Annotated in this window: 14 protein-coding genes; 7 read left to right on the top strand and 7 right to left on the bottom strand. The window is 72.3% G+C overall.

What is annotated here, in order from left to right:
- Positions 1-144 precede the first annotated feature (144 nt).
- Both ACFYW3_RS13560 and ACFYW3_RS13555 read left to right on the top strand, forming a co-directional pair.
- Positions 145-624, top strand: coding sequence for a hypothetical protein (locus ACFYW3_RS13560; RefSeq protein ID WP_351751128.1), 480 nt, complete (start codon positions 145-147; stop codon positions 622-624).
- A 251-nt stretch (positions 625-875) separates the two neighbouring features.
- Positions 876-1,232 (top strand): hypothetical protein, encoded by a 357-nt coding sequence (locus ACFYW3_RS13555; protein WP_351751126.1) that lies wholly within the window; start codon positions 876-878, stop codon positions 1,230-1,232.
- Positions 1,233-1,321: 89 nt separating this feature from the next.
- Here the strand turns inward: ACFYW3_RS13555 and ACFYW3_RS13550 are convergent, their stop codons facing one another.
- On the bottom strand, positions 1,322-2,245 hold the full coding sequence (locus tag ACFYW3_RS13550; protein WP_389386319.1) for an AraC family transcriptional regulator: 924 nt from the start codon (positions 2,243-2,245) through the stop codon (positions 1,322-1,324).
- Between the two features lie 100 nt (positions 2,246-2,345).
- On the opposite strand from ACFYW3_RS13550, the gene ACFYW3_RS13545 reads away from it, so the two are divergent.
- From ACFYW3_RS13545 to ACFYW3_RS13535, 3 genes are all read left to right on the top strand, one after another.
- Positions 2,346-3,260, top strand: coding sequence for an MBL fold metallo-hydrolase (locus tag ACFYW3_RS13545; RefSeq protein WP_351751123.1), 915 nt, complete (start codon positions 2,346-2,348; stop codon positions 3,258-3,260).
- 170 nt (positions 3,261-3,430) lie between these two features.
- Positions 3,431-3,778: a GntR family transcriptional regulator gene (locus ACFYW3_RS13540; protein ID WP_351751121.1), complete on the top strand. Its 348-nt coding sequence runs from the start codon at positions 3,431-3,433 to the stop codon at positions 3,776-3,778.
- On the top strand, positions 3,775-4,851 hold the full coding sequence (locus tag ACFYW3_RS13535; RefSeq protein ID WP_389386318.1) for a DUF1648 domain-containing protein: 1,077 nt from the start codon (positions 3,775-3,777) through the stop codon (positions 4,849-4,851). The genes ACFYW3_RS13540 and ACFYW3_RS13535 overlap by 4 nt, the downstream gene beginning before the upstream one ends.
- A 15-nt stretch (positions 4,852-4,866) precedes the next feature.
- Here the strand turns inward: ACFYW3_RS13535 and ACFYW3_RS13530 are convergent, their stop codons facing one another.
- The 4 genes from ACFYW3_RS13530 to ACFYW3_RS13515 all read right to left on the bottom strand — a co-directional run bounded on the left by ACFYW3_RS13530 (position 4,867) and on the right by ACFYW3_RS13515 (position 9,626).
- Positions 4,867-5,838 (bottom strand): thiopeptide-type bacteriocin biosynthesis protein, encoded by a 972-nt coding sequence (locus ACFYW3_RS13530; protein WP_389386317.1) that lies wholly within the window; start codon positions 5,836-5,838, stop codon positions 4,867-4,869.
- 729 nt (positions 5,839-6,567) lie between these two features.
- On the bottom strand, positions 6,568-6,957 hold the full coding sequence (locus ACFYW3_RS13525; protein WP_053682477.1) for a hypothetical protein: 390 nt from the start codon (positions 6,955-6,957) through the stop codon (positions 6,568-6,570).
- Positions 6,958-7,272: 315 nt separating this feature from the next.
- Entirely contained in the window at positions 7,273-8,190 is a 918-nt protein-coding gene (locus ACFYW3_RS13520; protein WP_351751116.1) for a MurR/RpiR family transcriptional regulator, read from the bottom strand.
- A 152-nt stretch (positions 8,191-8,342) separates the two neighbouring features.
- Positions 8,343-9,626 carry a serine hydrolase domain-containing protein gene (locus tag ACFYW3_RS13515; protein WP_389386316.1) on the bottom strand — a complete coding sequence of 428 codons (1,284 nt, stop codon included), beginning with the start codon at positions 9,624-9,626 and terminating at the stop codon, positions 8,343-8,345.
- A gap of 166 nt (positions 9,627-9,792) precedes the next feature.
- Here ACFYW3_RS13515 and ACFYW3_RS13510 point away from each other — a divergent pair, with 166 nt between their 5' ends.
- Positions 9,793-11,424: an AMP-binding protein gene (locus ACFYW3_RS13510; protein ID WP_389386585.1), complete on the top strand. Its 1,632-nt coding sequence runs from the start codon at positions 9,793-9,795 to the stop codon at positions 11,422-11,424.
- Positions 11,425-11,470: 46 nt separating this feature from the next.
- On the opposite strand, the gene ACFYW3_RS13505 is transcribed toward ACFYW3_RS13510, so the two are convergent.
- Both ACFYW3_RS13505 and ACFYW3_RS13500 read right to left on the bottom strand, forming a co-directional pair.
- Complete coding sequence (locus ACFYW3_RS13505; RefSeq protein ID WP_389386315.1) at positions 11,471-12,334, bottom strand: SGNH/GDSL hydrolase family protein; 864 nt, start codon at positions 12,332-12,334, stop codon at positions 11,471-11,473.
- On the bottom strand, positions 12,321-12,890 hold the full coding sequence (locus tag ACFYW3_RS13500; protein ID WP_351751110.1) for a PadR family transcriptional regulator: 570 nt from the start codon (positions 12,888-12,890) through the stop codon (positions 12,321-12,323). The genes ACFYW3_RS13505 and ACFYW3_RS13500 overlap by 14 nt, the downstream gene beginning before the upstream one ends.
- A gap of 100 nt (positions 12,891-12,990) precedes the next feature.
- Here ACFYW3_RS13500 and ACFYW3_RS13495 point away from each other — a divergent pair, with 100 nt between their 5' ends.
- Complete coding sequence (locus tag ACFYW3_RS13495; RefSeq protein ID WP_389386314.1) at positions 12,991-13,410, top strand: nuclear transport factor 2 family protein; 420 nt, start codon at positions 12,991-12,993, stop codon at positions 13,408-13,410.
- Positions 13,411-13,453 lie beyond the last annotated feature (43 nt).

Here is a 13,453-nt window from a genome sequence, read left to right as displayed (position 1 = left end):
TCGGCGGATCGTCGCCGGGCGCCCGGAACTTGCCGGCGGCACCTGCGCCCCCTCGACCACCCCACATGACGCCTTGTTGAGTCATGTCGCGCTCCAGGACGATTCGCGAACTGAACGCGCTCTCAATGTGGTTGAGGAGAATCCATGCGCATGATCCGAACGGCTCTCGCACTCGGCGCCACCGCACTCGTGGTGACGGCCGCCGGCGTGAACCCGGCCGTCGCGGCGGAACGGGCGCCCGCCCCGAAGGCCCCCACGTACTGCACCCTCGTCGTCGACACGGGTGAGGGCGGCTGTTTCGCGACCAAGGCCGAGGCCGCCGAACTGGGCGGCCAGGCCGAGTACAAGGACCTCGGCAAGATATGGAGCGACGCCAACTCGGGCGGCAGTGAGTTCACCTTCCGGGGCAGTGTCGGTTGCAACTGGCGCTATCCGGAGTTCAACGACCTCGGCAAGTGGGGTTGGAACGACACCGTCAGCTCGGCCCAGGGCATCACCTGCCCGATCACCCTGTGGGAGCACCGGGACTTCCGGGGCGCCAGTCAGACGTACCACGGCTACAACGCGTACGTCGGTGACGGCATGAACGACAAGGCCACGTCGGTCAGTTTCGACCTGCGCTGATCCGGCGGGGCCCGGCGACCCGCACCGCCGCCGGGCCCCGTTCGCGCGATGCCCGCGCCGTGTTCCCTCCCTGCAGTGCCGTTTCAGCAGTGAACTCCGCCACTCGAACAGGTGAGTTCGGGTGTGGCGCCGTGTCGTTGGGGGGTGTCGGGGGACTAGACCCATGGGTGATCACCTTTCCTCGCGGGCACCCGGGGCGCGTCCCGGTGTTCCCGTGCTTTCCCTTGCCTCCGACCATGAGAAGGCCCTTCGTGAACACCACCCCGCGCCGCATCGCCGCCACGTTCGCCGTGACCGCCGCCCTCGCTCTCCTGACCGCCGCACCCTCCGACGCCGCCGCCGCACGACGGGTGGATTCGCAGTGCGGCACCTACATCTGTGTCCACACCGCCCACCACAACCGGTTCGTCCAGGACATCACCGTGCAGACCAAGGACGGGGTGTCCGGCACCCTGCGCGCCTACTGGGGCAACTACCACAGCTCCCGGGTGAACGCCGCCTCCCGGCGTTGGGAGGTCGGCTACGAGCAGGCCGGCGCGAGCCTCGTGTGCGGCGGCCTCGAACGCGACGGGCGCAGCATCGAGGACGGCATCTGCGTGACCATCTGACCGACGCGCGACCGAACCGGCTCCGGGCACGATCCCGCCGTACCGTCCTGGCGGCGGGATCGCACTCGCACTCGCACCCGGCCCCGCCGTCACGCCGGCGCCGCGGCGTGCTCCCGGTAGCGGCCCGGAGTCGTGCCGAACTCCCGGTTGAAGGCGTGCGAGAAGGCGTACGGAGTCCCGTACCCCACCCGGCGCGCGATGGCCGCCAACGAGTCCGGGGTGTCGCGGAGCAGGGCGGCGGCGGAGGTCAGCCGCCACCAGGTCAGGTAGGCCATCGGGGGTCGCCCCACCAGGGCGGTGAACCTGCGGGCCAGCGTGGGGCGCGAGACCCCGGCCTCGGCGGCCAGGCTCTCGTTGGTCCACGGGGCGGCCGGGTCCGCGTGCAGGGCCCGCAGCGCATTGGCCGTCACCGGGTCGCCGAGCGCCGCCGACCACACCCCCGTACCGTCCTCGACCATCCACGAGCGGATCATGTAGACGAGCAGCAGGTCGAGCAGGCTGGGTACGGCGATCCCCGCGCCCGGCCGTCGGCCGCCCAACTCGCCCCCCAACAAGTCGATGGCGGAGCGGAGTTCGGGATGACGGCCCACCCGGTTCGGCAGGTGCACCACGGTCGGCAGCTCCCGCATGAGGGGGTGGACCCGGCTGCGGTCCAACCGGTACTTGCCGCACAGCAACTCCACCGCCCCGGCCTCGGAGGACGGGTGGGGTGCCGGGGTGTCATCCGTTCGCCACTCCTCGAAGGGCACCGCCCGCTCCAGGCTCGCCGCGTCGGCCCGGACGTCGGCGATGAGGTGCCCCGTGCCGTGCGGCAGCAGTACCGCGTCACCCGTTCCCAGCGCCACGCGTTCCCCGCCCTCCGGGAACAGGAGGCACGCGCCCTCCAGGACGACGTGGAAGCCGGCGCCGTCGTAGGGAGCCAGGCGGGTCGCCCAACCACCGTTCACTCGAACCCGGTTGGAGGAGGGCCGCCCCGTGCGGACGGTCGAGATCGCGTCGCTCACCACATCCATGACACCAGCGTAGTCCGCGCGTCACCGGTGAGAGCCCCGCGTATTCACATGAGCGAGAAGAGCATTGAGCGGCTCACCGAGCTCTCCTAGGATCGTGATCATGAAGAGTGAGAGCGAGAGCGAGCAGGGCATCGTACTGGGTGACGTCGAGGTCATCCGGGTCGTCGAATGGCGAGGGGCGTTCGCGTCCGCCCTCGACGTCGTCCCGGACTCCGGGACCGAGGTGTGGAAGGAGAACGCGCACTGGCTGTCCCCGGACCACTGGGACCCGCGGACCGACCGGGTCACGGTCGCGCTCCAGACCTGGGTCCTGCGCAGCGCCGGACGGACCATCCTGGTCGACACCGGCGTGGGCAGCATGCGCGAGCGACCCGGCGCGCCCGCGTTCCACCACCGGCAGGACGACTTCCTCGGCGCACTGGCCCGGGCCGGTGTCCGGCCGCAGGACGTGGACCTCGTCGTCAACACCCACGTGCACGCCGACCACGTGGGCGGCAACACCGTCGACGCCGCGGGGGAGTGGGCCCCGGCCTTCCCCAACGCGCGGTACCTCGTCCCGGCGGCCGACGACTTCCACTTCGGCCCCGACAACGGGTACGCCCGGGGCCGGCGGGCGGACGACCGGCTGATCTACGAGGACAGCATCGCGCCCCTCCACCGGTCGGGCCAGGCCGTCCTCTGGGAAGGCTCCCACCGCATCGACGAGAACCTCGTGCTGGAGCCCGCCCCCGGTCACACCCCCGGCTCCTCCGTCCTGCGGCTGGACTCGGGAGGGGACAGGGCGGTCTTCGTCGGGGACCTGCTGCACAGCCCCGTGCAGATCCTGGAACCCTCCTGGAACAGCTGCTTCTGCATGGACGCCGAGCAGGCCGCCGCCAGCCGCCGCCGGATCCTCGAACGAGCCGCGGACCGCAACGAGTTGGTCGTGCCCGCCCACTTCGGCGGTGGTGGCGCCGTGGAGGTGCGACGTCAGGGAGCCGGGTTCACCCTGGGCGCGTGGGCGGATTTCGAGTGAGGCCGCCGGCGGGTGCCCGCCGGTGTTGTCGGTCCCCGGACCTGGTGCCGTGGCCGGCCCGTCGCCTGCGCACGGCCCTGGCCGCGCCCGCCGCGTAGGCGGCCCTCGTACGAGGGCGCTGGGGGACTCCCTCGACTGATGGGGCATATGAAGCTATCTTCATTGGCACCATGTTGCTGAGGCTGAACATCTCCGACAGTCGCCCCCTGCACGAACAGGTGGCGGGCGCGATCCGGCGGGCCGTCGCCGAGGGCGAGTGCGCCCCGGGCGATCGGCTCCCGCCGGCGCGCGAGCTCGCGCAAGCCCTCGGGGTCAACGCGAACACCGTCCTGCGCGGCCTGCGGTCCCTGCGCGACGAAGGGGTGCTGGAGTTCCGGCGCGGTCGCGGGGTGACCGTGGCCGCCGGCGCGGACCACCGCTCCGCGCTGGTGGAGCGGGTCCGTGAGCTCGTTCTGGAGGCGGCCCGGTTGGGGTACGGCAAGACCGAACTCACCGAGATGATCAGGGAGGTCCCGTGAAAGACCACAAGGACCACGAAGACCACAAGGACCACGAAGACCACAAGGACCACGAAGACCGCAGGGGCCACGAAGACGACAAGGGCCGCGAGGACCACGCGGCGGGCGCCACCCGTCCCGGCCGAGGCAAGGCCACCTCCTGGGGCGTGGCCGCCTGGGCCTCGGGCGTCGCGATCCTGCTGGTGGCCATGCCGCAGGTCGCCCGGGGGCGGCTGCCGGACCGGCTCGCCACGCACTGGGGCGCCGACGCGACGCCCGACGGTTCGCTGCCGCTGTGGGCGGCGGCCTCGTTACCGGCGGTGGCCTGGGCGTTGCTCGTGTCGGCCGTGGCGCTCGCCTCCCGCCGGGGAGCGGGGGTACGGGGATGGGTCGGCGCGACGCTGCTCTCGGTGGGGGTGGGCCTGATCGGCGCCCAGGCGGTGATCGTACGGGCGAACCTGGACCGGTCGGACTGGCATCAGGCGCGGTCCGAGACCCTCTGGTTCGTCGTCGTGATCGCGGGAGCCGTGACGGCGGCCCTAGTCGGGGTGCTGCTCGACCGTCGTGCGACAGCCTCGGCGCCGCCCGTGCCCGTGATACCCGGCGACCCCGCTCTGGAGATCCCCGAGGGCGAACGTTGCGTCTGGCTCTCGCGGGTGACGAACCCCTGGTTCCAACTCATCGCCGCCGCCGGTGGCCTGGTGGCCGTCGCGGGCGCGTTCGCCGGGGCGGCGGGTCTGGTCGGCAACCCGTGGCCGCTGATCGCGCCGTTCGCCTTCGTCTCGGTCGGGATGACGGCCTTCTCCACCGTGCGGGCCCGGGTCACCGAAAGGGGGCTGGAGGTCGGCTTCGGTCCGCTGGGGTGGCCGACGAGACGCTGGTCCGCCGGCGACATCGAATCCGCCCGCGTCGAACGACGCACCCCCGCCCAGGTGGGCGGATGGGGGTACCGGCTCAGTGGGCTGGGCACGACGGTGATGCTGCGCGGCGGCGATTGCCTCGTCATCCGGGCCCGCGGCAAGGACTTCGCGGTCAGCGTCGACGACGCCGGCCGGGCCGCCGCCCTCCTGAACTCATCGCGCGTACGCACCTGACCGGCCCGACCGCCCCTACCGCGCGTCGGTTGCGGGGCGCTCCTCGGGGAGGTGCGGGCCCCGCTCCCCGGTGTCCGTCAGGGCGTGGGAGGCGAGCCGGCACACGGCCCGTTGCTCGTCGGGGGCCACCCCGAGACGGTTGAAGAGCAGATGCAGGTGCGAGGCCCAGAGCGAGACGCGTGCGGCGGTCCACACCGAGGCGCGGCCCGCCGCCCACACGGTCGAACCGTCCGCGCCGTCGTCCTCCGCCGCACGCCCGGCCGCCTCCTCCAGGCGGGCGTCGGCCTCCCGCAGCCCCGCCGCCCAACGGGCCACCGGCCCGACACCGACGCCGTTCGCCACCCCGTGCCGCACGGCGTCGGCGCGCCGCATCAGTTCCTCGCGACCGGGTCCGCCGCCGCCCGGGGCGACGCGAGGGGAGGGCACGGGGGCCGGGGCGTGCAGGACGTTCTCGGACCAACGCCACCCCGTCGTCTGCCAGCGCAGCCAGCGTGCGGCCTCGTAGCGGTCCATCCCGAGCGCCGCCGCCGTGGCCTGCGCGAGGTCTCCCGCCAGGGCGAGGCGCTCGCCGCCGCGCACGGTGCGCGCGAGCCCGTCCAGGGCGACCCGGGTGGACAGTGCGAAGACGTCCTCGGTCACGGGCTGGGCGGCCGGACCGCCGAAGCGCTCGGGCTCGGGGACGTACGGCGCCTCGTGGACCTCCGCTCCCTCGCCGAGACGTTCCTTCACGAGGAGCGTCGTCTCGGCATACAGCGCCGCCACCCCGGCCGGGGTGAGGTCGCGTACCCGGACGCGCAGGTGGGGCCCGTCCAGGTCGATGTGACGGACGTAGAACCACGAGGTCGCCCTGCGGTCGGAGACCAGCCCGTCCAGGAGTGGGGCGAGATCCTCGACCAGGAAGGCGTCGGTGTCCTCACCGGTCGCGAAGCGGGGGAAGAGGTGCAGGCTGAACCAGCGTCCGCCGGTCGCGTCGATTGCCTCGGTCACTTCGGCTCCTCTGGGGAAGAAGGGGCGGGGGCGGGGCGGGAGTTCGTCATGGAGGCGGGGGCACGGGTGGGGGACGATCCGGTGGGGGTCGGATCGCGGCGCCGGGTGCGGGCGAACGGCGTGATCACCACCGTAACCGCATGCCGGGACACGGCCGAGAGGGTGGTGTCCGGAAGTCGGTCACACTCCGGCGCGGATCGAGGGAGCCGGTGGGGCCGGTGCGGTCGAAGGGCCCCGCGCGCGCGTGATGCGGCCCCGCGCCCGCCCGGCCTCGCGCAGACGGGGAGGGGCGAGCCTGCGGGGTGTGCGTGCCGTGTGGCGGGTCGGTGCCGGCGCAGGACATCGGCGCCGGTGTCGAGGGCTTCGACCCCGCCCCGTGTCGGCCGCGCGCACGGGCCCACGCGACCGGACCGGTACACGAAGTGGTGCCCGCGCCGGCGCGTACGTGCCGGGCCCGCTCGGCGTCGGGTGCGGCGGGGTCCGTCAGGCGATCAACCAGCCCGAGTCGACGCACGATTGGCGCGGTCCCGGCTCGCCCCCACGGCCGTGATCACGTGAGGTCGCCGCCGGAGTGCGGTCCGCCGCGGCGCCCCCGGCTCTCGCCACCACTCACCCGCGTTCGGGCGCGGGCTCGCGGGCGCGCCCGTACGGGCGGCGCCTGGCCGACCCTCACCCGGGTCCGAGGGCGCCCTGAGCCGTCCCGATCCGCCGGGGCGCGCCCGGCGGCTGCTATCGCCTGCGCGATCCCGCGCCGCCGCTCACGACGAGGGCGTCGGTGATGAGGCGGACCCCGCGGGCGAGGCGGCCCAACTGTTCGAGCTCGACGGCGTACATCCGGATCGTGTTCTCGATGACGGACTCCGCCACACCCATCGCGGGCAGTTCGGCGCGACTCGTCTCGAGCGCCACCCGTACCGCGCGCATCTCGTGCTGGAGCTGGAGCTGGGCGTGCCGGGTGAGGAGTACCGGATGGCGGGTCAGCGTCGAGTAGCCCGCGTACCGGGCCGGGAGCAGGTCGCGCAGCCAGCGCGTCGCGGTGCGTTCCCAGTCGTGGCTCCCGGGGGCCTTGACCTGACAGGGCCAGTCCGGGCTGAGGGCGGTGGAGGCCAGTTGAGGCATTCTCGTCGCTTCCGAGTGGTGTCGAACTCTGATCGAGAGGTTGCTGGGCGGCCTCGACCCAGGGGTTGATCGAGGCCGCCACGGCGGTCTTCGGGATCCGAAAGCCCGGATCGAACACTCGGAAGCGGACTGAGGAGGCAGCGCGCGCGGCTGAGTGTTCGTTCTGGGACGGCGTGGGGACGCCCTCCTTGGCATCTGGTGGATCCCGGCCGCGCCTCAGTAAACATATATACCGTTGAGTAAGCAAGCGTATGAAAAATTACATGCGCCCCGAGGGTATGTGGACGCCCGACGCCCCGTCCTTCCAGGGCGGGGCTAGAGGAAGAATCCGTGCAGGTCGGCGACCTGCTCATACCCTTCGAGGCGGGCCTGCGTCCGCTCGGGGTCGGCGTCCGCCATGGCCTGCAACAGGGCCGCGGACAGGACGTTCGGCGCCGCGTACGAGTCGAACACGAGCCGTGACCCGGTGGCGACGGTCAGCGCCACGTCGGCCTCGTCCACCAGGGGCCCCAGCGTCGGATCGGTGATCAACGCGATGCGCAACCCGGCACTGCGGGCCGCTCGCATCGCGGCGAGGGTCTCCTTGGCGTGTCGGGGCATGGCGAAGGCCAGCACCCACGTCCCACCGGCGGCCCGGGACTGGAGCAGCGCGTCGTAGGCGACGCTGCCGCCGCCGGTCACCAGCCGGACATCGGGGTGGATGCGGCGGGCCGCGTACGCGAAGTACTCCGCCAGCGACACCGAGATCCGCAGGCCGAGGACCGTCAGGGGGACCGAGAGGGCCAGATCGCGGCCGATGGTCAGCACCTGATCGGTGTCGGCGAGCAGGCGCCGCACGTTCTCCAGGTTCTCGATCTCCGCGTCCACGGCGGCCTGCAGCTCGTTCTGCCGTATCTGCTCCCGGCTCTCGGGGAAACCGGCGACGGCGCTCAGCGCGATCGGCTGGAGGATGTCCCGCAGTGCCGGATAACCGCTGTACCCCAGAGAGGTCGCGAAACGGGTCACGGACGGTTGGCTGACGCCGACGCGTTCCGCCAGTTCGGTGATCGACAGGAACGCGGCCTCGGTCAGGTGGTCGATCAGGTACTGGGCGATGCGCCGCTGGCCGGGGGAGAGCCGGCGCCCGTCGAAGAGCGCGCGCACCCGCTCGCCCGGCACGCGCTCATGGTCCGAGGGCTGTCCGCTCGGCGTGATCGCGGCCGCCTGTGCGCGTGCCTGCTGCCCCGATGACACCGGCGGGCCTCCTTCTCATGTCACTCTTGATCAAACATAGCTCACTCATGGTGGTGGACCGGTCGGTGGTCCGCCGACGGATGGGCCCCGCGGTTCCATGGTGGCGCGCCGACGTCCCGTCGTGGACCGTACCCGGCGGTCACTTCCCGTGGTCACTTCGCCAGGGGGTGCGAGGGGGCGAGGGCGGCCGCGATCCGCTCGGCGACGGTCTGGGCCGTGTTCCCCTCGGGTGCGTTCGGGCCGATGGTCGTGGCGACCGCGATGGCCGGCCGTTCCGCGGGGAGGTAGGCCTGGATCGCCGCGTAGCCGGCGAACGAGGGGGTCTGCGTCACCCAGTCGTTCTGCACGACCACCCCGAGCCCGAAGTGCCGGTCCGGCCTCTGGGCGAAGCACACCGAGGCGGGACAGGAACGCGTGGCCGTACCGAGTCCCACCGTCCCGGGGTTCAGCTGGGTCCGCAGGCTGCTCGGCGAGATCAGCTCTCCCGCCCCGATGGCGCGTGCGGAGCGCGCCAGGTCGCACACGTCCGTGGTGAGCACGGCGCCGCGCGCCGTCGTCCAGGACGGATTCCAGAACGTGGACTCCTCGTACTTCCCGCGCTCCGCGTCGAAGGAGTGCAGGACGGGGTCGGGGATGGCGGCCGTGAAGGCGTTGGTGGTGTTCCGCATCCCGAGCGGACCCATGACGCGCTCCCGGAGGAGCCGGTCGAGCGGAGTCCCGGTGATCTTCTCCAGGGCGGCCCCGAGGATCACGAAGTTGGCATGGGAGTAACTCCAGTTGGTCCCCGGCGCGTACAGCAGCGGCCGGTCGGTGGACAGGGCGATCAGCTCGCGCGGGGTCCACTGTCGGAACGGGTTCGCGTACAGCTCGGCGACGAACCTCGGATCGGGTACGTAGTCGCGCAGGCCGGTGGTGGAGCCGCCCAGCATGCGCAAGGTGGTCTGCTCGGCGTGCGGGAGGTCCGGCAGCCAGCGCGAGACGGGGTCGTCGAGGCCGACCTTCCCCTCGTCGACGAGTTGGAGCAGCACGGTCCCGAGGTAGGCGATGGCGACCGCGCCGGACCGGAAGCGCATGTCCGCGGTGGCGGGCACTCCGGTCATGGACTCGCCCAGGGCGCCGGTGACCACCTCCCGCCCGTCGCGTTCGACCCGTACGACGACGGCGTTGAGGTGCAGCTCCCGCACGGCCTGACGTGCGATGTCGAGGATCCGGCGGGGCTGTCCCGCATCGGGTTGCGCGGAGGCGACACAGGGCCGACCGGCGGGTTCCGGGGCGGCGGCCCTGCCCGCGGCCGTGGGCAGGGCCGCGGCGATCAGGGCGGCGACGCACGGCAGGACGGTACGGGCGCGGGCCCGCGGGCTCCCGCCCGTCCGTGTGCCGCGCGCGGACCGGGGTCGTCCGCGTCGGCCGGGTACGTCGGTGCGTGCGGGGCTCACCCCTCGATGGAACCCCCCGTCCGGCGAACCGGCCATTCGGCGGCGTGACACGGCGTTCCGGGGCGCGTCGAGGGGTGGCCTTCGGCCGGACCGGCGTGGATCATGAGGGGGCGCCGGCCCGCCGGGTCCGCGCCCGCCTCGACTCCAGGGGGAATGTGTGTCCGTCGTGCCGAGCCACGCGTCCGGGTCCATCGAAGTGCCCTTGCTGGACGACACGATCAGGGAGAACCTGGACCGCGCCGTGCGGTCCTTCCCCGAGCGTGACGCCCTCGTCGACGTGGCCGCCGGGCGCAGATGGACGTACGCCGAACTGGCCGCCGACGTCGACGCCCTCGCGCTGGGCCTCCTCGACCAGGGCATCGTCAAGGGCGACCGGGTCGGGATCTGGGCCCCGAACCGGGCCGAGTGGACCCTGGTGCAGTACGCCACGGCCACGATCGGGGCGGTCCTCGTCACCGTCAACCCGGCCTACCGCGCGCACGAGCTGGAGTACGTGCTCGGGCAGTCCGGGATCCGCATGCTGGTCGCGGCCGAGCGCTTCAAGGCCTCCGACTACGCGGGGATGATCGAGGAAGTCCGGCCGCGCTGCCCCGACCTGGAGTTCGTGGTCCTGTTGGACGGCCCGCGGTGGACCTCCCTGCTGGAGCGCGGAAGGCAAGCCGATCCCGCGGAACTCGTCCGCGCACAGGCCGAGTTGAGCGCCGACGACCCGGTCAACATCCAGTACACCTCGGGAACCACCGGTTTCCCCAAGGGGGCGACGCTCTCCCACCGCAACATCCTCAACAACGGCTTCTTCGTCGGCGAGACCTGTGGCTACACGGAGTTGGACCGAGTCTGCATCCCGGTGCCCTTCTACCACTGCTTCGGGATGGTGATGGGAAACCTGGCCTGCACCAGCCACGGAGCCGCGATGATCATCCCCGCCCCGTCCTTCGAACCCGGCGCGACCCTCGCCGCGGTCGAGGCGGAGGCGTGCACCTCCCTGTACGGCGTCCCCACCATGTTCATCGCCGAACTGGCCCACCCCGACTTCGACTCCCACGACCTCTCCAGCCTGCGGACCGGGATCATGGCGGGTTCGCCCTGCCCGGTCGAGGTGATGAAGGAGGTCATCGACCGGATGGGCATGACCGAGGTGTCGATCTGCTACGGGATGACCGAGACCTCCCCGGTCTCCACCCAGACCCGCGTGGACGACTCCATCGAACACCGGGTGTCCACCGTGGGCCGGGTCGGCCCGCACCTGGAGGTCAAGGTGGTCGACCCCGACAGCGGCCGGACCGTGCCGCGCGGGGAGCAGGGGGAGCTGTGCACCCGCGGCTACTCGGTGATGCTCGGCTACTGGGCACAGCCGGAGCGCACCGCCGAGGTCGTCGACGAGGCGGGCTGGATGCACACGGGCGACCTCGCGGTCATGGACGACGACGGCTACCTGGCCATCACGGGTCGGATCAAGGACATGGTGATCCGGGGCGGGGAGAACCTCTACCCCCGGGAGATCGAGGAGTTCCTCCACGCCCACCCCGACATCCTGGACGTCCAGGTCATCGGCGTGCCCGACCCGAAGTACGGCGAGGAGTTGATGGCGTTGGTGCGGATGCGCGAGGGCGCCGAGCCGCTCACCGCCGACGCCGTCCGCGCGTACTGTGACGGCCGGCTGGCCCGGTTCAAGGTCCCGCGCTACGTCCACGTGGTGGAGGAGTTCCCCATGACCGTCACCGGGAAGATCCGGAAGGTCGAGATGCGGGAGATGGCCGTGCGTCTGCTGGCCCCGCCGCCGGACGCGCAGCCGTAGCGGTCCGGTCGACGGGGTGGGGCCGTGGGACACCCGTGCGGGAGCGTCAGTGGCGTTCCGGCGCCCGACCGCCCGCGAGGTCGTCCGCCCGACCGTCCGCGAGGTCGTTCGTGTGGTCGTTCGCGTGGTCGGCGAACACGGGCGTGAGCTCCGGGCGTTTCGCGGTGCGGCCGTCGCCCGACGAGCGGCCGCGCAGCCGGCGGGCCGTCCAGGGCCCGAGGAAGGACGCGGCCCAGCGCAGCTCCCCCGTCGGCTGCCGCCATCCGACCGGCCCGGCCGGTCGGGGGTCGGCCAGGGGGTGCGTCCAGGAGTCGTCCGCTCCCGGCACGGCGAGCGCGTGGGCGACGGCCGCGGCGATCCGGGCGTGACCCAGCGGGCTCGCGTGCAGCCGGTCCGGGCTCCACATCCGCGGGTCGCCGACCACCGGGTGCGAGGCGGTCTCCGCGACGACCACCCCGTGCCGTCGCGCCGCCGATCGGATCCGGTCGTTGAGGGCGGTGACACGGGCGCCCACGGGGCGGGCGATCGGGATCAGCGCGGCCACGTCCGGGAAGGTGACCGTGGCGACGCGTGCCCCCTGCGCGGTGAGCGCGGCGAACATCGACTCCAGGCGGCCGGCGACCTCGTCGGCGTCGAAGCGGGGGCGCAGCAGGTCGTTGACCCCGGCCACGACGGTGGCCAGATCGGGTCGCAGCGCGAGGGCGGGAGCCAGTTGCTCGTCGCGGACCTGCCCGGCGAGGCGGCCCCGGACGGCCAGGTTGGCGTACAGCAGACCCGGATGGTGCGGGGCCAGGGTCTCGGCGAGCCGGTCGGCCCACCCGCGCAGTCCGGTGAGGTCGTCGCCGTCGCCCACGCCCTCCGTCTGGCTGTCGCCCAGCGCCACGTACCGCAGGTACTCATCGTTCGGCACGGTCGGCCCGCCTCTCCCGCACGATGGTGATCGTCCGCTGGTACCAGTCGAGGTTGGCCCGTTCGAAGGCCAGGCCGCGCAGGCAGGTCAGGTAGGGGCCGATCCGCGCGCCGCTGCGGAGGAACTCCTCCTCGTCCGAGGCGCCCCGCATCTTGGCCAACAGCGCCTCGAACAGCTCGATCCTGGTCCGTGCCCAGGTGGAACGCTCGGAGAGTCGCTCGATCAACACCTCGGCGTCGAGGTGATCGGCGGCCTGCACCTTGACGAGCAGGTCGTCCCGGATGAAGGACGGTTTGCCGGGGGTCTGCGCGAACCGCTCCAGTTCGGCCGCGCCGGCGTCGGTGACCCGGAAGAGCCGCTTGTTCGGACGGGTGTCCTGGAGCACCTCCCGGCCCTCGACCAGACCCGCCTCCTCCAACCTGGTCAGCTCGGCGTAGAGCTGTTGGGGCAGCGCGTGCCAGAAGTTCGCCACTCCCATGTCGAACGCCTTGGCCAGTTGGTACCCGCTCAACTCCTCGTCGAGCAGTGCCGCCAGTACGGCGTGCCGCAGAGCCACCCGATCCCCCCTCCTCGCCCGGCCACCTCTGTTCAGCGGCCAGACATCCATGATAGTCAAGAATATGACTAATCGCTTTCATGAGTAGCAAGGGGGAGACATGAGCACTGCGGACCGATTCCGCGCCGCCGTCGACAACCGTGACCTCGGCGCGATCGACGACCTGCTCACCGAGGACGTCCGGCTCTACAGTCCGGTGAAGTTCGGCCCGTTCGAGGGCAAGGCGATGGTGATGGGCCTCTTCGGCGTCCTGCTGCGCACGTTCGAGGACATCCGCTACATCGGGCGGCTCGACGGCGCGGCGGAGACCGGCGTGGACGGCGAGCCGGCCCCGGCGGTGATGCTGCCCTTCCGGGCCACCGTCAACGGGAGGCAGATCCACGGCATGGACCTGCTGCACCTGGACGGGGAGGAGCGGATCAGGGAGATCACGGTGATGGTGCGCCCGCAGACCGCGGTGCAGGCGTTGGGCGAGGCGGTGCTGGTGGGACTCGTCGCCGACGGCCTCGTCGAAGGCTGAGCGCGTCGAAGGTCGGGAACGTCGGGGCCGGGAACGTCGGGGC

Origin of the sequence: Streptomyces sp. NPDC002602 (assembly GCF_042889445.1) — a bacterium.
In the GTDB taxonomy this organism is placed as follows: Bacteria; Actinomycetota; Actinomycetes; order Streptomycetales; family Streptomycetaceae; genus Streptomyces.
Note: the sequence above shows the minus strand (reverse complement) of the source record. Positions and strands in the feature narration are given on the sequence as shown.